This window comes from Anaerococcus urinomassiliensis (assembly GCF_900128425.1).
GTDB classification, from domain to species: domain Bacteria; phylum Bacillota; class Clostridia; order Tissierellales; family Peptoniphilaceae; genus Anaerococcus; species Anaerococcus urinomassiliensis.
The window spans coordinates 1,104,836-1,125,420 of sequence record NZ_LT635782.1 but is presented as its reverse complement, the minus strand read 5'-3'; the positions used below and the strand labels follow the sequence as shown (position 1 = coordinate 1,125,420).

The following is a 20,585-nucleotide window of genomic DNA, read 5'->3' as shown; positions in this document are numbered from 1 at the left end:
TTGGTGATATAATTTCTTTAGGAGGGATCCATGGAGAATATTATTGAAGTTAGAGGCTTGGTTAAGTCCTATAAAAAACTAAGAGCAGTCGATAATCTAGACTTAGATGTCAAAAAAGGAGAAATATTAGGCTTATTGGGACCAAATGGTTCAGGTAAATCAACGACTATTAATTGTATGCTTGCCTTACTTTACAAAGATAGTGGATCTATCAAAATTTTTGATCAAGAAATGACACCGGAATCATATGATATAAAGGGAAAGATTGGAGTGGTTTTCCAAGATGTAGGAGTCTATGAAGAGCTTAGCGTCTATGAAAACATTGATTATTTTTGTGGCCTTTACATAAAAGATAAAAATAAAAGAAAAGAACTTGTCAAAGAGGCTTGCGACTTGGTTGGACTCAATGACTTTCTAAAATTTAAACCAAAAGAGCTTTCTGGTGGACTTTTACGAAGATTAAACATTGCATGTGGTATAGCCCACAAACCAGAAATTATTATCTTTGATGAACCGACAGTTGCTGTCGACCCTCAATCTAGAAATAACATCTTGGAGGGTATTAAAAAACTTAACAAAGAAGGAGCTACGATAATATACACTTCTCACTATATGGATGAAGTAGAAGAGCTCTGTGACTACATAGTAATTATTGACAGGGGCAAGGTGATAGCCAAGGGTACAAAAGAAAGTCTCAAAGATTTGATAGATATCAATGAGAAAGTATCTTTTGCAAGTGATAAGCTAAGTAGTGAACAAATAGATCAAATAAAGGAAATGGATCATCTCATAGATATAGAATATAAGGATGGATACTATCATCTAAACTTTGCTCACGGTAAGAATAACCTCATAAATTTGATTGATTTCTTTAATAAAAACTCTTTGGAATACGACGATTTGACCAGTCAATCTCCAAGTCTTAACGATGTATTCTTGTCTCTTACAGGCAAAGAATTGAGGGACTAGGATGTTCTATCATGAATTTAAAAAGACTCTTAGGGTCTTTATGCGACAAAAAGTTATGATTTTTTGGGCTTTAATCTTTCCTCTGGTTTTGGGAGTGTTTTTCAAACTTGCCCTTGGCAATGTGAAAGATTCCAATAATTTTGAAGCAATTAAAGTTGGGGTAAATGAAAGCCTGCTTGATGATCAGTATTTTAAAAACTTTACTGATCAAATGAAAGATGAAGACTTGCTTGATTTTCTAGCATCCAAAGATGACAAAATCTTAGATCGAGATGACATAAGTGCTTATATAGAAAAAAAGGATAAGGTTCTTTTAAAGAAAAATGGGATTAAAGAAAGCATTCTTGTAAATATTCTAAAGTATTATTCTATGAACGAAAATATGGCAAGAACCATAATGGAGAAAAATCCCAGCAGTGATATTTCAAATATTTTCGTTGATAAGACCCACATAGAAAGTGATATTCCAAATAAGGATATGGATCCTACTATGGTGTTCTTCTATGCTCTTATCGGTTTTCAAATCATATATGGTTATTCCTGGGGGCTTTCTATAATCTACCAATACGAAGCAAATTTGACCACTATAGCAAAGAGAAATGCCATATCACCACTTAATAAAAGAATAAGCCTTTTGGCATCTATGAGTGTGGGATTTTTGTTAAACTTCTTTATTGCCTTACTTACCATGCTAATTTTTAATAAAGTTTTGGGAGTAGATTTTTCTAATAGAATCCCCCAACTGTTGCTGATAGTTGCCATAGGATCTCTTTCAGGGGTTAGCCTTGGAATGGTAATCGGAGCAAGCAACAAGGCTGACATTGAGACAAAGCTTGGCCTAGGTATAGGCATATCTTTGTTATTATCTTTTCTAGCTGGAATGATGGTATCGAATATAAAAATTATAATTGCTGAGAAAGCACCTTTGATAAATAAAATCAATCCAGTCGCTTTAATCAGTGATGGCATATATTCTTTGTACTATTACGAAAGTTTAGATAGGTACTACAATAACCTTATTTGCCTAGTGGGAGTTACCTTAGGACTTATTTTGTTAACTTTTATATTTACTAGAGGTAAGCAATATGATAGTCTTTAAAAATTACTTTAAAATATTAAAAAGTCACAAGAAATCATTGATGCTTTACACAATTATATTTTTAGTTTTGATGTTTATCTTTGCTGGGTCTGGTGATCCAGTTGATAAATTTACGAGAACTAAATTACCTATATATGTAAAAGATGAGTCAAATACAGAAATCTCTAAAGCTGTGGTTGATTTTATAGACAAAAATCACATTCTTGTTGATGTAGATGAAGACTTACTAGACGACAAATTATTTTACGAAGAGATAGTTTGCGCCATAGATATACCAAGTGATTTTGAGAATAATCGAGTATTAAAGTTTAAAGAAGTATATAATGATTCATTCACTCTCTTTGCAAAAAATGATCTAGACTCATTCTTAAATCAGATAGAAGCCTTTGAAAATGCGGGATTTACCACAAGTGAAGCTATAAAAAACACAGAGGATAATTTTGATAAAGAAATTGATGTAAGGGTCAATTCAATCAGCAAAAACTACAAAAAAGATAGCCCATATTATTTCCAAATGATGGCATATGTTATAATGAGCCAGATTATACTAATAGTAGGGACCATAAACCTTACTTACAATAAGGAGATGACAAAAAAGAGAAATCTAATCTCCCCAATGAAAAAATCTAGCCAAGACTTACAGCTTATCTTGGGACATATCATATCAGGTCTTGGAATTTGGCTAATCTATGTTATTTTATATTGCCTATATTTTAAAGACTTTTCATTTTCAAGACAAGTTAGTCAAATGATGGCAAATGCACTATTGTTTACAGCAACTATTGTTTGCTTTGCTGTACTTGTTTCAAAACTTGCAAAAAAAGAAAACACCATAACTGGCATAATGAACGTATTTTCCTTGGGATCATCTTTTCTTACAGGAATATTTGTTCCACAAGAACTTTTGGGTGATTTTGCCATCAAGATTGGAAAAATATTCCCAGCCTTTTATTATGTTTCAAATATAAAAGACATTATGACTAAAGCTGATTATTCCTTTATCAATAAGAATAGCCTTATATTAATTGGTTATTGCCTAGGATTTATAATACTAACGATTTTGGCAAAGCCAAAGTTAGAAAAATAACAGCAACTACTATCCGTGGTTGCTTTTTCTATTTAAATCCTTGAGGTTTCTTTTTTTGCTCATTTCAGATATAATTTATAGGGAGGTAGATTATGGCTAATAGTAAAAATCAAAATAGAATAAGAAAGACATCTACTAAAAAGCCTCCTAAAAATTCTAAGAATAAAAAACGCACTCGGTCATTTGATTTTAATATTTTTTCATTGATAATGATGGCCCTTAGTGCATTCTTGTTTATATTTATTCTATCAAGCAACACAGGAAAGCTTGGCAACGCCATAACTAATTGGTTTACAATTAGTTTTGGGAAAATTTCAATACTTGTGCCTATTATAATTTTCATAAGCTTTCTCTTTGCCTATAGGGACAAGTACAAAGAAAACTTAGGGAGATTCTTGCTCTTGTACTTAGTATTTCTGATAACTCTTGGGTTTTTATCAAAGGGATTAGTTAGATATGACCTTTCATGGACCATTGATTATAATAAGACCCATGCAAGTCTTGGTGGAGGAATACTTGGTGGATACATAGCATATTACTTGGTAAGTTTCATCGGAACCTTGGGATTAGATATCTTGTTTTTTATATCGGTATTTTTATTTTTGGTAGGGATAAGCCCTCTAACTTATAGTGAGTTTTTTATAAGATTCAAAAATTTAATAGTCTTTATTGCCAATAAAATAAGCTCATTTTTCAAAGCTCAAAATGAAAAAATAAAAGAGTCTAGAAAAGATGATGATGAAATAACAATCGATAATTTGCCAAATGACAACAAGGTATATGAGAATCCTATAGAAGATATTGTTCAAAGAAAAGAAAAAGAAGATTTTGACCAAACTTTTGACCAAGAGACAGTAGTTAAGAGAAGTCCAATTAAAGCTTATGATTTCGACAAGGACGAAGAAGTCGAAGTAAGAAGCTACAAGTCAAAACAAATTGAGATGAAAGATTTGGATGAAGGCGTCAAAAAGGAATTTGATGATTATAATTATCCGACAATAGACTTATTAGAAGATAGGACAAATGCAGGTTCTATAGACGAAAAAGAGATCAAAAACAAGGCTCTCGCTATAGAAGAAACTCTTGAAAGTTTTGGCATAGGGTCAAAGGTGGTCCAAATTGACGTAGGACCTACTGTAACCTGTTATGAGCTAAAACCACAAAGGGGAGTAAAGGTAAGCAAAATATTAAACCTATCAGATGACTTAGCTTTATCACTTGCAACAAGCGGAATTAGGATTTTAGCCCCTATACCAGGCAAAAGTCACGTTGGTATTGAAGTGCCGAACAAGAGCAAAGAAATAGTAGGATTTAAGGAAATAATATCCACATCAAACTTTCAAAATGCCAAATCCAAGATTCCTTTTGCTATGGGTAAGTCAATATCAGGCGCCCCAATAGTATCAGGCATAGAAAAAATGCCCCATCTTTTAGTCTCAGGAGCTACAGGCTCTGGTAAGTCTGTTTGTATCAATACTATTATTATGAGTATTCTTTATAAGCATTCGCCAGATGAAGTCAAACTCTTGATGATTGATCCAAAGGTTGTAGAACTTTCTGTCTATAATGGGATACCACATCTTATAATGCCAGTTATCACAGATCCTAAAAAAGCAAGTTCATCGCTTTTTTGGGCAATATCTGAGATGGAAAAAAGATACAAGGCCTTCCAAAAATACCATGTCAGAGATATAGAAGGTTACAAAGAGGCAGCCAAAACAGACGATTCCATGGAAAATCTTCCATATATTGTAGTAATTATAGACGAGTTGGCAGATCTTATGATGACGGCTGCTAGTGAAGTCGAAGATTATATTATGCGTCTTGCACAAAAATCTCGCGCATGTGGTATCCACTTGGTTATAGCAACTCAAAGACCAACAGTCGATGTCATCACAGGAACTATTAAGGCAAATATTCCATCAAGGATTTCTTTTGCTGTAACTAGCCAAACAGATTCAAGGACTATTCTTGATTCAGCTGGTGCGGAGAAACTACTTGGTAAGGGAGATATGCTATTTGCATCAAGTGACTCTATGAGACCACTAAGGATTCAAGGAGCCTTTGTATCTGACAGAGAAGTATTAAATGTAGTCGAACACATCAAAAAAGAAAGCCAAGCAAGCTATGATGAAAAAGCTATGGAAACTGTAGAAGAAAAATCAAAAGTAGCAGAAATTGACGATGAGGATGAACTTTTAGATGAGGCTACAAGAATTATTATAGAAGAAAACACAGCATCAGTTTCGCTCTTGCAAAGAAAGCTTAGGGTTGGATATGCAAGGGCTGGTAGGATTATAGACCAGCTAGAAACAAAGGGTATAGTAGGCCCTTATGAGGGTAGCAAACCACGTAAAGTCTTGGTAGATAAATCTTATTTTGAAGGAGAGTAGGATGAATATAGCAAATAAGGTAACAACATTAAGATTGATATTAATACCAATATTTGTAGCCTTTTATTATTTCATGGGTAGAGAGAACAACATTGCAGCAATTATTTTTATAATCGCATCTCTTACAGATGCCCTAGATGGCCACTTGGCTAGAAGTCGCAATCTTATCACAAACTTTGGCAAATTCGTAGATCCACTTGTAGATAAGGTACTCACCATGGCTGCCTTCATAGTCCTAGTAGAAGGACAAATAATACCTGCATGGGCAGTTATTATAATTATTGCACGTGAACTAATAATCACAGGATTCAGGACTCTTGCTGCAGACCAAGGTATAACTATAGCTGCTAGTATGTGGGGCAAGGCAAAAACAACCAGCCAAATGATAGCCCTAGTATGTCTATTACTTGATGTTGAAAGTTTAAACAATATAGGAATCTATATATTTTATATAGCAGTTATCCTAACAGTGATTTCTGGTGTAGACTATATGGTTAAAAATAAACAAGTACTTGATTTAGAAAATATTTAGGAGAAAAAAATGGATGCAAACAAACAAAAGGCCCTAGACCAAGCCTTTAAAAATATAGAAAAAAAATATGGTAAAGGCTCTATTATGAAGATGGGAGAAGCACCGAGAGTATCTGTTTCTGCCATCCCAACCGGAGCTATAAACCTTGACATAGCTCTAGGCATCGGTGGTATACCAAGAGGTAGGGTTATAGAAATCTATGGACCAGAATCTTCTGGTAAGACAACCCTAGCCCTCCATATGATTGCCGAAGACCAAAAACAAGGCAATATGTGTGCTTTTATAGATGCAGAGCATGCTATGGATGCAGACTATGCTAGAAACTTAGGAGTAGATATAGATAATCTTATCCTTTCTCAACCAGATACTGGAGAGCAAGGATTAGACATAGCAGAATCTTTAGTTCGTTCTGGTGCTGTAGACTTGATAGTTATAGACTCTGTAGCAGCCTTAGTACCTAGAGCAGAAATCGAAGGTGAAATGGGAGATAGCCACGTTGGTCTACAAGCAAGACTTATGAGCCAAGCCTTAAGAAGACTAACAGGTGTTATAGCCAAATCAAATACAACAGTAGTATTTATCAACCAACTTCGTGAGAAAGTTGGGGTAATGTTTGGATCACCAGAAACGACAACAGGTGGTCGTGCCCTCAAATTCTACTCATCAGTAAGACTTGATATAAGAAGAATAAAGACAATTACTGAAGGAGATAATTCTATAGGCTCTCGTACTAGAGTAAAAATTGTTAAAAATAAAGTAGCACCACCATTTAAAGTAGTTGAATTTGATATAATGTATGGAACAGGCATATCAAAATCGGGTGTAATTCTAGATACTGCAGTAGAAATGGATATAGTTGACAAGGCCGGTTCATGGTTCTCTTACGATGGTGAGAAACTTGGCCAAGGTAGGGAAAATGTAAAAACTTACCTTGAAGAAAACCAAGATATAATGAACGAAATAGAAGGAAAAATCAGGGAAACATTAGCACCTGAACAAGAAGACGAAACAGGCGAAAAGGGTAAAGATACTCAAGAAAGCTTGGATTTAGAATAATATAAAAGAAGTATTAGTGGCTACTAGTACTTCTTTTTTTATAAAAAACTAAGCTGGTTGGAATTTCTATTAGAAAGGTTTGATATTGAGATTCCGATTAGTCTAATGTATTCATTTTTGTAAGAATCTTTGAGTAAGTCAGATGCGGCTAGATATATATCTTCTTTTTTGTAGACTGGTTCTTGAAGGGTAATAGCCCTTGTTATAGTTTTGAAGTCAGCATTTTTAAGTTTTATATTTACTGTTCTGCCTTGCAAGTCTTTGTTAGCTAAATCACTCTCTATTTTTTGGGCAATTTCTAATAAATAGTCGTTTAATTTATTTATATCATTAGTGTTGTTTGCAAAAGTTCGTTCTCGCCCCAAAGACTTTCTTTGCCTACTTGGATTAATTTCTCTATCATCTATCCCACGAATCACATTGTAAATATATCTCCCTTGCTTGCCAAAGAGTCCTATCAGAAACTCTTCATCTAATTTCATCAAGTCTCTTATAGTATAAATACCGATTTTTCTAAGCTTTTTGACACCGTGGCTGCCTAGACCGTGGACTTTTTTGATATCTAGATCTAGAAGGATATCGGGTAGGTCTTCTTTTGATATTTCTTTAATCCCATGAGGCTTGTTCCAATCGCTAGCAAGTTTTGCCAAGAATTTATTGTAAGAAATCCCTATAGAAACATTGATTTTAGTTTTGTCAAAAACTTCGTTTTGTATAGTTTCTGCTATTCTATAAGGATCTTTGGAAGATATCTGTAGGTAGGCCTCATCTATGGAAACTTGCTCAAAGTTTATGGCGTAATTTCTAATAATATCAAAAACTTCTTTTGATTTCTTCTTATAATATGGATGGTCAACCTTTAATAAAATAAGATCTGGACAAAGCTCTTTTGCCATGAAAACAGGCATGGCAGAGTGGATGCCATATTTTCTAGCCTTGTAATTGGCTGTTGTGATTATTGATTTGTTGGAAAGACCTCCTACTGCAAGTGGGAAGTTTTTTAGCCTTGGATTTCTAAGTTCTTCACAAGAAGCATAAAAGGCATCGCAATCTATATGTAAAATATTGTTCATATTATCACCACTGCTATTATACGACATATATCTTGGGTATAAATAATGAGAATACGTGAAAGGACTTTTTGATATGGATAATATAAAAGATGAATATTTAGAAAAACTTAATAAAGGAGAGAAAGTTGTGATACCCCTTCATGAAGAAAGGGTTATTGTTAGAAAAGAAAAAAAGATCGTTGAAGAAATAATCATAAGACGAGAAAAATATATAGAGATGGAAACTATTCGTGTACCTGTCAGAAAAGAAGTCATTTCTATAGATGAAAGCAAAATAAACTACGAAGATTTGGATTAAAAGATATTTTTTTGCGATAAAAAATTATTATTTTATGTTTAGGAGTATTATGCTGGGGTATATATGAAATAGAAGACGACAAATATGCATGAATGCTTACAATTTAATTTAAAGGAGATTATAATGGCAAATTTTGAAACATTCAGAAGTGAAGAAGAACTATTAGCAAGAATCGACCAACTTAGAGCACAAGGATTTAAAGACAGCGAACTAGAAGTTATTTCTGCAAATGAATTTGCAAATGACAACATAAGATATTACGGAATTGCAGACAGAGCAAATAGAGCAACATTAGACCCTGAATATAACGGAATTTATGGTTACTATACAGGCGATCAATTAGATCCAGCTTACTTTGGTGATTTTGGTTTTGATAGTGACATTTCTAATGAAGCTATTGGAGCAGTAGAAAATGGTAATTATGTACTAGCTATCGAAAGAGAAGGATATTTAGAAAATCCTGAATACGTTGATTCTGCATATGAAAATAGAAAAGATTATATCGACAAAGATATCCTAGAAAGAGATGACCTTTCTAAAGATGAAAAAATCCAACTTCACGAAGAAAGACTAAGAGTAAACAAAGAAAAAGTTCAATCTGGTGAAATTGGTCTTAAAAAACACGTTGTAACAGAAACTCAAGAGATTGAAGTTCCAGTTGAAAAAGAAAGAGTTACAGTTGAACGTCATGCAGTAGATGGCGAAAAAGTTGCTGATGGATATAATTTTGATTCAACTGACGAAGAAATCAGAATTCCAATTCATGAAGAAAGAGTTACAGTTGACAAAGAAGCTTATGTAAGCGAAGAAGTAGAAATCAACAGAGAAAATGTTACAGAAAATCAAAAAGTTTCTGAAGAAGTTAGAAAAGAAAAACTTGACGTTGTAGAATCAGGTGATGTAAAAGAAGTTGATTCAGACAAAGACGGTCTATTATAGAAAATAGTAAAGTATTAGCCCAGGTTATCCTGGGCTTTTTAAGTGGATAAAATTAGTAAATCAAGTAAAATTTACTTATGAGAATAGATAAATTTTTAAAGAATTCAAGAATAATAAAAAGACGCCAAGTAGCAAAAGAAGCTTGCGAAAATGGCAGAGTGAGCATAAATGGTAATCTTGCAAAAGCTGGCTCTATTGTAAATGAGGGCGATATAATTGAAATCGTCTTTGGCAAGAGCAATCTAAAGGTTCGAGTCAAAAATATCGTAGACGGAGCCAAAAAAGCTGATGCTAGCGAAATGTATGAGGTAATAGATGGCTAAAAAAAAGTCTTATGCAAAAAAAAGAAAGACTAAAAATACTAAATTCTTTGTTATGATTCTTATCTTAACCATTCTTTTTGCTGGCTTTATCTACTATTCGAACTCTAGGATGGATGCCGAGATGAGAGAGATTGACCAAGAAATGACTTCAAATAAAAAGAAGATGCAAGAACTAGACGAAGAAATCACTAGCCTTGAAGATGACTATGATATAAGAAATACAGATGAATTTAAGGAAAAGGTAGCCAAAGAAAGGCTAGGCATGGTAAAAAAAGAATCTGAAGAAAATGATGAAAATGCTAGTGATGAAAATCCTCAGAATGTAGAGAATAACGAAGAGAATAATGACAATCCTAACTAGATTTAAAGATAATATAATTTCACATAATCTTATAGAAAATGGCGATAGCATAATAGTAGGAGCAAGTGGAGGGCCGGATAGTCAGTTTTTAATTTATTTATTAAATCAAATAAAAGAAGAATATAATCTTAATATAATCCTTGCCCATCTCAACCATCTACATAGAAAAGAAGCTATTAATGATGAAAATCTAGTCATAGAAACAGGTAAAGAGCTCAAGCTTGATGTGAGAGTCAAAAAGGCTAGCATGGATGATTTTGCAAGGGAGAAAAAAATATCATCAGAAGATGCAGGCAGAAGGCTCAGGTATGAATTTTTCAGGGAGATAGCAAAAGAATTTGACCAAGTAAAAATTGCTGTTGCCCACAATAAGGACGATCAAGCAGAGACTGTCCTTATGAGAATGATCAGAGGTACGGGCCTAGATGGCCTCGCAGGTATGGATTTTAGTTCGGATGATATTATAAGGCCTATTTTAACTTTTGAAAAAAAGGAAATTTTAGCCTATCTTAATGAAAATATGATTTCCTACGCCCTTGACCAAACAAATTTTTCCAATGATTACACTAGAAATTATGTAAGAAATGAAATAATACCAAGAATGGAAGAAATTAATCCAAGGCTTAAGGATAGTATATTTTCACTTTCTGATTTGGTAAAAAATGATTTGGAAATTATAGATGCTAATATAAAAAATCTTAGCAAAGACACTATAAAGAGTACTTCAAATGATCAAATTAGTTTTGATAAAGGAGTATTTGAAAGTTTATCTTACCCTTATCAAGCGAGGATATTAAGATATGCAATTGAGGATTTGAATGGGTCAACTAAGGATTTTAGCAAAAGTAATATTAGTGATTTTATAAATCTAACAAATCTTTCCAATGGCAAAAAAATTATAAAAGACGATTTGGAATTTTCAAAATCTTACAAGTCGTACGATCTAAGAAAGTTAAAGGCTAACTCATCATCAGATGAAAAAATATATTTATCTTTGGGAGAGGAAAAATCTTTCAATGGATATATTATATCAGCTAAGCTTGTCGATAAAGTTTCAGATAAATCAAAAGCTATAGGATATTTTGACTATGATAAACTAAGCTTTCCCCTAGAGATTAGAACTCGAAAGAATGGGGATAAGTTCAAACCTCTTGGTTTTGGTCATAGTAAAAAGTTAAAAGATTTTTTTATTGATGAAAAAATTGATAAAATAGACAGAGATACAATACCACTTATAATATCAGAAGGAACAATAATTTGGGTACTTTCCAATAGATTGGCAGAAGATGCTAAGGTGGATCAAAATAGTAAAAAAATAGTGAAAATAGAGGTTACTAATGATTAGCGATACAAATTCAATGATAGAAAAAGTTTTGATAGATGAAGAGAGTATTAATATTCGTACCAAGCAACTTGCAAAGATAATAAACGAGTATTATGCGGACTGCCAAGGGCCTTTGATAATGGTTGGTATACTAAAAGGTTCAGTTATGTTTATGTCTGAGCTTGCAAAGTATGTAAAAGTTGATACGGTTATTGAATTTATGTCAGTTTCTTCATATGAGGGAACTACTTCAACTGGCAATGTCAAGATATTAAAAGATTTGGATACAGATATCAAGGATAAGAGTGTTCTTTTGGTTGAGGATATCATAGATACTGGCCACACTCTGCTAAACTTAAAAAATAACTTATCAAAAAGAGATCCTAAAGATATCAAAATTGTAACTCTTCTAGACAAACCAGAAAGACGCCTTGTAGATATCAAGGCTGATTGGTATGGATTTAAAATACCAAATGAATTTGTAGTTGGCTACGGTTTGGATTATAATCAATTAATGAGAAATATCCCATATATTGGTGTACTAAAAAGATCTGTATATGAAAACGAGCAAGATTAGGGCTGTTGGCCCTTTTTTATTTAAGGAGGTTTTATTATGAATGGAAATATGGATATGTTTATTTTGATTTTATATGTGGCAATTATTTTATTTTTTGCATATAGGATTTTTAGAACAAAAAAGAATAAGTCGCTATTAAATGGTAATTTTGATGAATTTGGTAGAGAAATTTCAAAATTAGAAATAGCTTTATTGATAGTTTTGTTAGTTACAGGCATTATTAATTTTTACCAAGGATTTAAATTAAATGAGAAAACTAGTATGGCAACTGCAGGAGTTATGATTGTTCTTGCTCTAATATTTGGCCTATACTCAAAAAACAAGATGTATATTGGGGAAAATGGCATACTAGCAAATTCTAATTTTTATAACTACAAAGAGCTTAAAAAATGGGGCTTTGATAAGGAAAGTTCAGATCTTGTTTTACAAATTAAAAAAGATAATCAAAGTTCAAATGAGATTGTAAAAGTAAAAAAAGAAGATATAGAAGCTATTAATAATCTAATTAGAAAATATAAACTAAATAAATAGCTTGATTTTATCAGATTTTGTCGTATTATATTAGAGTTAAATTTAGTGATTTACTCTAAGGAGAAAAGATGTTACTTGTAGTAGATATAGGAAATACAAATACAGTTCTAGGTGTATTTGATAAAGATGAATTATTATTTAGGTATAGAGTGGCTACAAATTTAAAGCGTACTAGCGATGAATTGGTAGCTACCCTTTTTAATATGTTCGGCGTTCACAATGTTGATAAGGACAAGATAGAAGATACAATTATTTCTTCAGTTGTGCCAGATATAATGTACAATTGGCAGTCTTGCAATAAAAAACTTTTTGGCAGAGAGGCTTTAATAGTTGATTATAAAACTGATACAGGAATAACTATTGACTATGACTCTCCAAGAGAAGTTGGGGCTGATAGGATTGTTGATTCTGTTGCAGTTTATAACAAATATGGCGGCCCATCTATCATAGTGGATATGGGGACAGCTATAACCTTTGATGTCATTACCGAAGATGGAGCATACCTTGGTGGTTCGATTGCACCGGGTATAAAGATTGCCCAAGATGGTTTGTTTGGATCAACAGCCCAATTACCAAAAATTGAGCTAAGAGAACCAAAGAGTGCCATTGCTACGAATACAACAGAAAGTATGAATGCTGGTATAGTTTTTGGTTATATATCAATGATTGACGGTCTGATTGAACAAATTATGAAAGAGCTACGCAGTAAGTATTATTTAAATACTGATATAAATGTTATTGCAACTGGTGGATATTCTGAGCTTATTTCTGTAGAATCAAAATATATTAATATCATCGAGCCTGATTTGATGCTAGATGGTCTAAGAATTATTTATGAGCGAAACAAGAAATAAAGAAATAATGCTAGCTCCCCTTGCAGGGGTAACAGATGCTGCTTTTCGCATTATTTGCGAAAAATATGGAGCAGACAAAACTTTTACTGAAATGGTTAGTGTAAACGCCATGGCCTTTGATAATAAACAAACTGACGAGATAATGTTTATTTCTGATAAGGAAAAACATGCCAATATACAAATTTTTGGTAGGGACCTAGAAAGAATTGAAAAGGCAGTAAAAGAAAAGATAAATCCACAAGAAAATGTAAAAGAAATAAGTTTTAATATGGGCTGTCCAGCACCAAAGATCTTTAAAAATGGTGAAGGTTCTGCTCTGATGAAAGACCTAGACCAAGTAGATAAAATAACAAAAATTTTAAGAAAATCAACTGACAAGATAATAAATGTTAAGTTTAGAACTGGAGTAGACGATAATCACAAGAACTACCTAGAAGTTGGTAAAATTTGTGAATCTAACGGCATTGATTATGTCATACTACATGCAAGGACACGAGATCAACACTACCAAGGCAAGGCTAGCTGGGAAGATATAAGAATATTAAAAGAAAATTTGTCTATACCAGTAATAGCAAATGGCGATGTCTTTACAGTAGAAGATTTTATCAATATAATGGATGTCACAAAGGCTGATGGAGTAATGCTTGCTAGAGGAGCCATGGGAAATCCATTCTTGTTTAAATATATTAAAGATTACCTGGCAAAGGGATCATACCAAAAAGTCAGTCCAAGTGATATAGTTGATCAAATAAGAGAACAATACGAGCTCTCCTTGCTATATAAGGATGAAAGATTAGTAGTAAATCAAATGAGAAAGCATGTTGGATGGTACATAAAGGGCCTTCCAAACGCTACAAAAATTAGAGAAAAAGTAAATACACTAAAAACTAAAGAAGAAATATTTAGTTTGTTAGATGAATATAAGGATGTTTTAGAGGAAGAAAATGACAGAGAATAAAGAAGTAATTTTATCAAAAGAGTACCTAGAAAAGCTAGAAGATGAATTGGAATATCTTAAAACAAAGAGAAGACCAGAAATAGCAGAAAAAATCAAAATAGCAAGATCTTTTGGAGACTTATCAGAAAATGCTGACTACGACGAAGCTAAAAATGAACAAGGTGAAGTTGAAAGTCGTATAGCAAAAGTTGAAGATATGATTAGAAATGCAAAAACTATAGAAGTTGACCTAAACTCTGATGTAGTAGGAGTGGGCAATACTGTAACAGTTTTTGATGAAGAGTTTGATGAAACATTAGACTACAAAATCGTAGGTACTGCAGAAAGTGATCCAGTAAAAGGATTTATTTCAAACGAATCACCAGTTGGTGCAGCACTATTGGGTAAGAAAGTAGATGACAGGGTTGAAGTTGTAACACCAAATGGAAAAATGTACTTCACAGTAAAAGGCATCAATTAAAAAGGAGAGAAAATGACAGATCAAGATTTAAATGAAATGCTACGAATTAAGAGGGAAAAGCTAGAAGAATTAAAAGCAAATGGCAAGGACCCTCATGAAATTGTCAATTTCAAAGACCGTACACCATCAAAAGAAATCAAAGATAATTTTGACGAATTTGAGGGCAAATCAGCAAGAATAGCTGGTCGTATTATGGCTAAACGTGGTCATGGTAATATGAGCTTTATGGATATCCAAGATGAAAGTGGAATCATACAAATTGTAAACCGCAAAAATGTAATTGGCGATGAGTTCAAAGAAGTTAAAAAATACGATATTGGTGATATAGTTGGAGTAGAAGGTGAAGTTTTCAAAACTAACCAAGGTGAAATATCAATAGAAACACACACACCACAGCTACTAACCAAGTCTTTACAAATGCTTCCAGAAAAATGGCACGGCCTAAAAGACCCAGACCTTCGTTACAGACAAAGATATCTTGATCTTATAGTAAATCCTGAAGTAAAAGAAGTTTTTGTTCTAAGAAGCAAAATTATTTCCGAAATCAGAAAATTCTTGGACAATAGAGGATTTTTGGAAGTTGAAACACCTATATTAAACACAATAGCAGGTGGAGCTACAGCTCGTCCATTTATCACCCACCACAATACCTTAGACATTGATATGTATCTAAGAATTGCAAACGAACTTTACCTAAAAAGACTAATCGTTGGTGGATTTGACAAGGTATATGAAATGGGAAGGATGTTCAGAAACGAAGGAATGGATGCAACCCATAACCCAGAATATACAGCAATGGAACTATACCAAGCATATGGTGACTACGATGATATGATGGAAATTACTGAACATTTGGTAGAAACTGTCGCTACAAACGTACTTGGCAAAACAAGTATCGAATATGATGGCAATGAAATTGAACTAAAGGCACCATGGAGAAGACTTCCAATGATAGATGCCATCAAAGAAGAAACAGGCATAGACTTTAACGAGATTACTAGCTATGAAGATGCAGTTGCTATAGCTAAAGATAAGAATGTTGAAGTGAAAGAAAGCCGTGGCGAAATTATTGCAGAATTCTTTGAAGAATTTGTAGAAGAAAAACTTATCCAACCAACATTTATCATTGATTATCCAGTGGAAATTTCACCACTAGCAAAAAGAAAAAATGACGACAAATCACTAACCTATAGGTTTGAAGCCTTCATCAACGGAAAAGAAGTTGCAAATGCCTTTTCAGAACTAAACGATGCAGCTGACCAAAGGGAAAGATTTGAAGCTCAAGTAGCAAAACGTGAAAAAGGTGACGATGAAGCTCAAATGATGGATTATGACTTTGTAAATGCTCTAGAAGTAGGACTTCCTCCAACAGGTGGTCTAGGTATAGGCATAGATAGAGTTATAATGCTTCTTACAGGCCAACATTCAATCCGTGACGTATTGCTATTCCCAACAATGAAGCCAATAGGCTTAGAAAAGGCAGAAAATGGGGGTTTGTCAAAAGAAACTTACGAAACTTACGACAAACTTACGACAGAAGAAATTGACCTTTCAAAAGTGAAAGTTGAACCATTATTTGAAGATATGGTAGACTTTGAAACTTTCTCAAAATCTGATTTTAGAGTTGTAAAGGTTAAAAACTGCGAAGAAGTTCATAAGTCAAAAAAACTTTTGAAATTTACATTAGATGATGGTTCTGAAAAAGAAAGAGTTATTTTATCTGGTATTAAGGAATATTACAGCGCAGAGAGCTTAATTGGAAAGACACTACTTGCAATTTGTAATCTTCCTCCTCGTAAGATGATGGGAATCGACTCAGAAGGTATGATTATATCTGCAATTTGTGAGTATGACGGTGAAGAAAAACTTAACTTAATAATGCTGGATGATAATATTCCAGCAGGATCAAAATTATATTAAAGGACACGCTAATTATGAAACTGGGGTTTGTTATGAATCCCAGTTTAATTTTTAGGAGTATGTATGAGATGGATAATTAGAATAATTTTATTACCGATAAGATTAGTGTTGAGTTTGCTCATAGCTTTTTTAACCTTCATATTAAGTTTGAGTACTGCGTTGTTAAGCGTAGTTTCTACTTTGATTTTTATAATTGGAATAGCTAGCATTTTTCAAGGAGACAAGCAAATTGTAATTGAAGCACTAATATTAGCATTTTTATTTAGTCCATTTGGATTACCTAAATTAGGTATATATGTTATTGGATTATTAGAATTATTAAACTATACAATAAAATCAATTTGAAGAAAAATAAATATAAGACAACCGTAGACGATAGAAAGCAATAATTCTGTCGTCTTTTTTTATTTTAAAGAGAGGAGGTAGGAATGAATTTTGATTATTTTTATAATAGGCAATCTGAGATGTATAACTTCATTAGGTTACCTATGGTATTAATGGAAGATGAGATTTTCGAGAGCATTTCTATTGAAGCTAAAGTTTTGTATTCATATATGCTTAATCGAATGGGTCTTTCATATAAAAATGGCTGGATAGATGAAGATGGAAAAGTCTTTATTTACTACACAATTGAAAGTATAAAAGATCAATTTAATTGTGCCAGTGAAAAAGCAAATAAATTAATAGCTGAACTTGATATTAAATCAGGAATAGGACTGATTGAAAAGAAAAGACAAGGACTGGGAAAGCCTAATAGAATTTATGTTAAAGACTTTATGAGCATATTTAATAATATGGAATTAAAAAATCAAGAAGTTCGAAAAACAAAATTCCAGAAGTTCGATAATCGAAATTCAAGAGATTCGAATATCGAAAGTCAAGATTTTCGAAAATCGGAAGGTAACTATAACAATATTAGTAATAATGAGTTAAGAAATAATGATTTTAGTAAAGGGCAAAAACCTTATGGAATATATAAAAATATATTTTTGACTGATGAAGAATATAAGGACTTAACAAATGAGTTAGGAAGTAGAATTAATGAATACATTGATAGGTTGTCGTCATATATGAAAGCAAATAACAGAGTGTATCAAGATCACAAGGCAACAATAATCAATTGGTATCTTAATGATCAGGCGAAAAGCATTAATGACAAATCAATAAGAAAAATGAATTACGATATAGGGGAGAGTTTATGAAAAACTTAAAAGATTTTGTATTAAGAGAAAATGATATTGAAAGAAATGGACATATCTATTGCAAGGTATGTGGTAAAAGAGTAGATGGAGAATTACTTGACCTTGGCTTTACAAAGTTTATTCCCAGAATTAAATGTGAATGTGAAATAAAGAGAGATAAGGAAAATGCAGAAAGAGAAATATTAACGAGAATATCATCATTGAAAAGAGATTGCTTCTCATCGCCGCTCCAGCACCAATATACTTTTGAGAAATTCTTAAATGAAAAAGGTCAAGCCTACAAGGTTGCCTTTAATTACGCTAAAAGTTTTGAACAAATGAAGAAAGACAATGTTGGACTGTTATTTTATGGAGATGTTGGTAGTGGAAAAACTTATCTTGCTTGTTCTATTGCAAATGAATTAATTGAAAGAGAACAAGTTAAAGTTAAGATTATGAATTTATCTCAGGTAATAAACCAAATACAAAAATCAGCATTTAAGTTAGATTCAAATGAAATTATAGATAACCTATCAAATATTCCCTTGTTAATATTAGATGACCTTGGAATTGAAAGGGACACATCTTACGCAAGAGAACAAGTATATAACATTATAAACTCAAGATACTTAAAGGGTAGGCCGACAATTTTTACTACAAACTTATCATTGGAAATTATTCAAAATCCTAATATTGAACTTGAGTATCAGAGGATATATTCAAGAATACTTGAAATGACAATACCAGTTAAAGTTACGGGAGAAGATTTTAGAAGAAAAATTCAACAAGAGAAGTTAAGAAAATACAAAGAGTTACTTTTATATGGAGGTGGAATAGATGATTAATGAAGAAGTATCTAGGTCGAGTCTTAATCTTGAAGTAAGGCTTGCAAAAGCAACAAGTAAAGCAATTCTTGATGCTTTAAAGAAAGTACACAAGCAAATAGAAGAACAAGGAGGCTTGAAAAATGTAATAAAAAATAACGGAGAAGAAGTAAAACTAAAAGATATGGTTAAACAGGGACAGTTAGAAGAAATTAATCTAAAAGATCCTGAGTTAAAAGAATTAAAGAAAATTTTAAATAAACACGGAGTGAAGTTTTCTGTTATGAAAGATAAGGAAACTGGTAACCACTCTGTGTTTTTTCAATCTAAGGATATAAAGGTAATGGAACACGCCTTTAAAAAAGCAGTTAAGGCTTCTGAAAGAAAGGCCGATAGAAAAGATTCAATAACGAAGACTATAAATAAGTTTAAAAATATGGCTAAGGACACAATTAGCAAAGATAAAGTTAAAAATAAACATAAGGAGCAAAGCTTATGATAAGTAATTTAAAAACATTTGAAAATAGGGATTTTGGGAAACTCACTGTTATAGAAAAAGACGGTGAGTTTTTCTTTATAGCAAATGAAGTAGCAACTATGTTAGGATATGTCAATCCAAGAAAAGCTGTTTATGACCATGTAGATGAGGAAGATAAGGGTGTAACGAAATGGAACACCCCTGGAGGAATACAGAATATTTCAATAATTAATGAGTCAGGATTGTATTCACTTATCCTCTCATCAAAACTACCACAAGCAAAAATATTCAAAGCTTGGGTAACTAGAGAAGTCTTACCTAGTATTAGAAAAAACGGAGGATATATAGCTGGTCAAGAAAAGAAAACTAATGAAGAGTTATTTGCAGATGCAATTCTGGTAGCCAATAGAATTATTGCCGAAAGAGAAGAAGAGATTGAAGAATTAAGACCAAAGGCAGATTATTATGACAAATTAGTAGATTATAACCTACTTACAAACTTTAGAAATACTGCCAAAGAGTTAGGAATACCACAAAATCAATTTATAAGCTTTTTAATGGATAAAGGATTAATTTATAGAGATAAGAAAAAGAAACTCTTACCTTATGCAGATAAGAACAAGGGATATTTTGAAGTTAAAGAATGGGTTGATTCACTAGGTACACTTGTAGGCATACAAACATTTATAACACCAAAAGGAAGGCACTACCTACTAATTTTATTAGATAGTGAAGGTTTCTACGATGAATAAGATATTAGAAGCCATTCTTTCTGATATTAAAAACTTAATTAAAATAGACAACCCAAAGAAATTTATATTATCAAACATTCCTTATTTATCATTTTGCTACATTGGAAATATCTTTTCTAAGCATATCAATTCTTATGTTGGAGGAGATATTATTGATAGAATAATGGTGGGAATTTCTGATATAGGAACTTTATCTTATATACCAAGCTTTAATCCAAGGGACTTGTTAATAGGTATTTCAGTTGCTGGTCTTGTTAAGCTAATTGTTTATAGCAAAGGAAAAAACAAAAAGAAATATAGGCAAGGTAAAGAGTATGGATCTGCAAGATGGGGAGAAAGCAAGGATATTGCTCCATATATTGACCCTAAGTTTGAAAACAATGTTCTTATAACTAATACTGAAAGACTTACAATGAACTCAAGACCTAAAGATCCTAAATACGCTAGGAATAAAAATGTATTAGTAATAGGAGGTTCTGGATCAGGAAAGACAAGATTTTATGTAAAGCCAAATCTAATGCAAATGCACTCTTCCTATGTAGTAACAGACCCTAAAGGATTAACCTCATAGGGACAGAGAAAATAATAAAACTTGG

At 32.6% G+C, this 20,585-nt stretch carries 23 protein-coding genes and 1 pseudogene; 23 read left to right on the top strand and 1 reads right to left on the bottom strand.

All coding sequences use genetic code 11. The features are described from left to right. The first annotated feature begins 30 nt into the window (after nucleotides 1-30). The 6 genes from BQ7474_RS06445 (at nucleotide 31) to recA (ending at nucleotide 7,136) form a co-directional block, all read left to right on the top strand. A complete protein-coding gene (locus tag BQ7474_RS06445; RefSeq protein WP_073998112.1) occupies nucleotides 31-969 on the top strand; it encodes an ABC transporter ATP-binding protein in 939 nt (312 codons plus the stop codon). 1 nt (nucleotide 970) lies between these two features. Next, nucleotides 971-2,068: an ABC transporter permease gene (locus BQ7474_RS06440; RefSeq protein WP_073998111.1), complete on the top strand. Its 1,098-nt coding sequence runs from the start codon at nucleotides 971-973 to the stop codon at nucleotides 2,066-2,068. Next, a complete protein-coding gene (locus BQ7474_RS06435; protein ID WP_073998110.1) occupies nucleotides 2,055-3,155 on the top strand; it encodes an ABC transporter permease in 1,101 nt (366 codons plus the stop codon). The genes BQ7474_RS06440 and BQ7474_RS06435 overlap by 14 nt, the downstream gene beginning before the upstream one ends. A 92-nt stretch (nucleotides 3,156-3,247) precedes the next feature. Further along, nucleotides 3,248-5,548 carry a DNA translocase FtsK gene (locus BQ7474_RS06430; protein ID WP_073998109.1) on the top strand — a complete coding sequence of 767 codons (2,301 nt, stop codon included), beginning with the start codon at nucleotides 3,248-3,250 and terminating at the stop codon, nucleotides 5,546-5,548. A 1-nt stretch (nucleotide 5,549) separates the two neighbouring features. After that, nucleotides 5,550-6,080 (top strand): CDP-diacylglycerol--glycerol-3-phosphate 3-phosphatidyltransferase, encoded by a 531-nt coding sequence (gene pgsA, locus BQ7474_RS06425; protein ID WP_073998108.1) that lies wholly within the window; start codon nucleotides 5,550-5,552, stop codon nucleotides 6,078-6,080. A gap of 9 nt (nucleotides 6,081-6,089) precedes the next feature. After that, on the top strand, nucleotides 6,090-7,136 hold the full coding sequence (recA, locus tag BQ7474_RS06420) for a recombinase RecA (RefSeq protein ID WP_073998107.1): 1,047 nt from the start codon (nucleotides 6,090-6,092) through the stop codon (nucleotides 7,134-7,136). A gap of 38 nt (nucleotides 7,137-7,174) precedes the next feature. Here recA and BQ7474_RS06415 read toward each other — a convergent pair whose 3' ends face one another. Further along, nucleotides 7,175-8,209 carry a DNA polymerase IV gene (locus BQ7474_RS06415; protein ID WP_073998106.1) on the bottom strand — a complete coding sequence of 345 codons (1,035 nt, stop codon included), beginning with the start codon at nucleotides 8,207-8,209 and terminating at the stop codon, nucleotides 7,175-7,177. A 73-nt stretch (nucleotides 8,210-8,282) separates the two neighbouring features. Between BQ7474_RS06415 and BQ7474_RS06410 the strand changes: the two genes are divergently transcribed. The 17 genes and pseudogenes from BQ7474_RS06410 to BQ7474_RS06330 all read left to right on the top strand — a co-directional run. Beyond that, entirely contained in the window at nucleotides 8,283-8,507 is a 225-nt protein-coding gene (locus tag BQ7474_RS06410) for a DUF2382 domain-containing protein (RefSeq protein WP_143179989.1), read from the top strand. Between the two features lie 123 nt (nucleotides 8,508-8,630). Next, nucleotides 8,631-9,446 (top strand): YsnF/AvaK domain-containing protein, encoded by an 816-nt coding sequence (locus BQ7474_RS06405; RefSeq protein ID WP_073998104.1) that lies wholly within the window; start codon nucleotides 8,631-8,633, stop codon nucleotides 9,444-9,446. 77 nt (nucleotides 9,447-9,523) lie between these two features. After that, nucleotides 9,524-9,769: an RNA-binding S4 domain-containing protein gene (locus BQ7474_RS06400; protein WP_073998103.1), complete on the top strand. Its 246-nt coding sequence runs from the start codon at nucleotides 9,524-9,526 to the stop codon at nucleotides 9,767-9,769. Then, the gene (locus BQ7474_RS06395; protein ID WP_073998102.1) at nucleotides 9,762-10,130 is read left to right on the top strand and encodes an FtsB family cell division protein; all 369 of its coding nucleotides are present in this window, start codon (nucleotides 9,762-9,764) and stop codon (nucleotides 10,128-10,130) included. The genes BQ7474_RS06400 and BQ7474_RS06395 overlap by 8 nt, the downstream gene beginning before the upstream one ends. After that, nucleotides 10,114-11,475 (top strand): tRNA lysidine(34) synthetase TilS, encoded by a 1,362-nt coding sequence (gene tilS / locus BQ7474_RS06390; protein ID WP_073998101.1) that lies wholly within the window; start codon nucleotides 10,114-10,116, stop codon nucleotides 11,473-11,475. The genes BQ7474_RS06395 and tilS overlap by 17 nt, the downstream gene beginning before the upstream one ends. Continuing rightward, nucleotides 11,468-12,031 carry a hypoxanthine phosphoribosyltransferase gene (gene hpt / locus BQ7474_RS06385; protein WP_073998100.1) on the top strand — a complete coding sequence of 188 codons (564 nt, stop codon included), beginning with the start codon at nucleotides 11,468-11,470 and terminating at the stop codon, nucleotides 12,029-12,031. The genes tilS and hpt overlap by 8 nt, the downstream gene beginning before the upstream one ends. 36 nt (nucleotides 12,032-12,067) lie before the next feature. Continuing rightward, nucleotides 12,068-12,562: a DUF5673 domain-containing protein gene (locus BQ7474_RS06380; RefSeq protein ID WP_073998099.1), complete on the top strand. Its 495-nt coding sequence runs from the start codon at nucleotides 12,068-12,070 to the stop codon at nucleotides 12,560-12,562. A gap of 68 nt (nucleotides 12,563-12,630) precedes the next feature. Further along, entirely contained in the window at nucleotides 12,631-13,416 is a 786-nt protein-coding gene (locus BQ7474_RS06375) for a type III pantothenate kinase (protein ID WP_073998098.1), read from the top strand. Continuing rightward, nucleotides 13,397-14,374, top strand: a complete 978-nt coding sequence (gene dusB, locus BQ7474_RS06370) for a tRNA dihydrouridine synthase DusB (RefSeq protein WP_073998097.1) — start codon at nucleotides 13,397-13,399, stop codon at nucleotides 14,372-14,374. Before BQ7474_RS06375 ends, dusB begins: the two co-directional genes overlap by 20 nt. Beyond that, nucleotides 14,361-14,834, top strand: a complete 474-nt coding sequence (gene greA / locus BQ7474_RS06365; protein WP_044565470.1) for a transcription elongation factor GreA — start codon at nucleotides 14,361-14,363, stop codon at nucleotides 14,832-14,834. Before dusB ends, greA begins: the two co-directional genes overlap by 14 nt. Nucleotides 14,835-14,846: 12 nt before the next feature. Continuing rightward, nucleotides 14,847-16,754, top strand: a complete 1,908-nt coding sequence (gene lysS, locus BQ7474_RS06360; protein ID WP_073998096.1) for a lysine--tRNA ligase — start codon at nucleotides 14,847-14,849, stop codon at nucleotides 16,752-16,754. 63 nt (nucleotides 16,755-16,817) lie between these two features. Beyond that, a complete protein-coding gene (locus BQ7474_RS06355; RefSeq protein ID WP_001267200.1) occupies nucleotides 16,818-17,099 on the top strand; it encodes a CD1845 family protein in 282 nt (93 codons plus the stop codon). Between the two features lie 83 nt (nucleotides 17,100-17,182). Beyond that, nucleotides 17,183-17,956, top strand: coding sequence for a replication initiator protein A (locus BQ7474_RS06350; RefSeq protein ID WP_050265722.1), 774 nt, complete (start codon nucleotides 17,183-17,185; stop codon nucleotides 17,954-17,956). Further along, nucleotides 17,953-18,780, top strand: a complete 828-nt coding sequence (locus tag BQ7474_RS06345; RefSeq protein WP_073998095.1) for an ATP-binding protein — start codon at nucleotides 17,953-17,955, stop codon at nucleotides 18,778-18,780. The genes BQ7474_RS06350 and BQ7474_RS06345 overlap by 4 nt, the downstream gene beginning before the upstream one ends. Then, nucleotides 18,773-19,258 (top strand): PcfB family protein, encoded by a 486-nt coding sequence (locus tag BQ7474_RS06340; protein ID WP_073998094.1) that lies wholly within the window; start codon nucleotides 18,773-18,775, stop codon nucleotides 19,256-19,258. The genes BQ7474_RS06345 and BQ7474_RS06340 overlap by 8 nt, the downstream gene beginning before the upstream one ends. Next, a complete protein-coding gene (locus BQ7474_RS06335; RefSeq protein WP_073998093.1) occupies nucleotides 19,255-19,989 on the top strand; it encodes a phage antirepressor KilAC domain-containing protein in 735 nt (244 codons plus the stop codon). Before BQ7474_RS06340 ends, BQ7474_RS06335 begins: the two co-directional genes overlap by 4 nt. Beyond that, nucleotides 19,982-20,548 (top strand): annotated as a pseudogene (locus tag BQ7474_RS06330) (type IV secretory system conjugative DNA transfer family protein); the annotation flags it as partial. The gene BQ7474_RS06335 and the pseudogene BQ7474_RS06330, both read left to right, overlap by 8 nt. Nucleotides 20,549-20,585: the final 37 nt, after the last annotated feature.

Excerpts from the sequence above, each read along its gene's own strand:
- BQ7474_RS06445 (WP_073998112.1), top strand. The coding sequence starts at position 31 with ATGGAGAATATTATTGAAGTTAGAGGCTTGGTTAAGTCCTATAAAAAA.
- BQ7474_RS06440 (WP_073998111.1), top strand. The coding sequence starts at position 971 with ATGTTCTATCATGAATTTAAAAAGACTCTTAGGGTCTTTATGCGACAA.
- BQ7474_RS06435 (WP_073998110.1), top strand. The coding sequence starts at position 2,055 with ATGATAGTCTTTAAAAATTACTTTAAAATATTAAAAAGTCACAAGAAA.
- BQ7474_RS06430 (WP_073998109.1), top strand. The coding sequence starts at position 3,248 with ATGGCTAATAGTAAAAATCAAAATAGAATAAGAAAGACATCTACTAAA.
- pgsA (WP_073998108.1), top strand. The coding sequence starts at position 5,550 with ATGAATATAGCAAATAAGGTAACAACATTAAGATTGATATTAATACCA.
- recA (WP_073998107.1), top strand. The coding sequence starts at position 6,090 with ATGGATGCAAACAAACAAAAGGCCCTAGACCAAGCCTTTAAAAATATA.
- BQ7474_RS06415 (WP_073998106.1), bottom strand. The coding sequence starts at position 8,209 with ATGAACAATATTTTACATATAGATTGCGATGCCTTTTATGCTTCTTGT.
- BQ7474_RS06410 (WP_143179989.1), top strand. The coding sequence starts at position 8,283 with ATGGATAATATAAAAGATGAATATTTAGAAAAACTTAATAAAGGAGAG.
- BQ7474_RS06405 (WP_073998104.1), top strand. The coding sequence starts at position 8,631 with ATGGCAAATTTTGAAACATTCAGAAGTGAAGAAGAACTATTAGCAAGA.
- BQ7474_RS06400 (WP_073998103.1), top strand. The coding sequence starts at position 9,524 with ATGAGAATAGATAAATTTTTAAAGAATTCAAGAATAATAAAAAGACGC.
- BQ7474_RS06395 (WP_073998102.1), top strand. The coding sequence starts at position 9,762 with ATGGCTAAAAAAAAGTCTTATGCAAAAAAAAGAAAGACTAAAAATACT.
- tilS (WP_073998101.1), top strand. The coding sequence starts at position 10,114 with ATGACAATCCTAACTAGATTTAAAGATAATATAATTTCACATAATCTT.
- hpt (WP_073998100.1), top strand. The coding sequence starts at position 11,468 with ATGATTAGCGATACAAATTCAATGATAGAAAAAGTTTTGATAGATGAA.
- BQ7474_RS06380 (WP_073998099.1), top strand. The coding sequence starts at position 12,068 with ATGAATGGAAATATGGATATGTTTATTTTGATTTTATATGTGGCAATT.
- BQ7474_RS06375 (WP_073998098.1), top strand. The coding sequence starts at position 12,631 with ATGTTACTTGTAGTAGATATAGGAAATACAAATACAGTTCTAGGTGTA.
- dusB (WP_073998097.1), top strand. The coding sequence starts at position 13,397 with ATGAGCGAAACAAGAAATAAAGAAATAATGCTAGCTCCCCTTGCAGGG.
- greA (WP_044565470.1), top strand. The coding sequence starts at position 14,361 with ATGACAGAGAATAAAGAAGTAATTTTATCAAAAGAGTACCTAGAAAAG.
- lysS (WP_073998096.1), top strand. The coding sequence starts at position 14,847 with ATGACAGATCAAGATTTAAATGAAATGCTACGAATTAAGAGGGAAAAG.
- BQ7474_RS06355 (WP_001267200.1), top strand. The coding sequence starts at position 16,818 with ATGAGATGGATAATTAGAATAATTTTATTACCGATAAGATTAGTGTTG.
- BQ7474_RS06350 (WP_050265722.1), top strand. The coding sequence starts at position 17,183 with ATGAATTTTGATTATTTTTATAATAGGCAATCTGAGATGTATAACTTC.
- BQ7474_RS06345 (WP_073998095.1), top strand. The coding sequence starts at position 17,953 with ATGAAAAACTTAAAAGATTTTGTATTAAGAGAAAATGATATTGAAAGA.
- BQ7474_RS06340 (WP_073998094.1), top strand. The coding sequence starts at position 18,773 with ATGATTAATGAAGAAGTATCTAGGTCGAGTCTTAATCTTGAAGTAAGG.
- BQ7474_RS06335 (WP_073998093.1), top strand. The coding sequence starts at position 19,255 with ATGATAAGTAATTTAAAAACATTTGAAAATAGGGATTTTGGGAAACTC.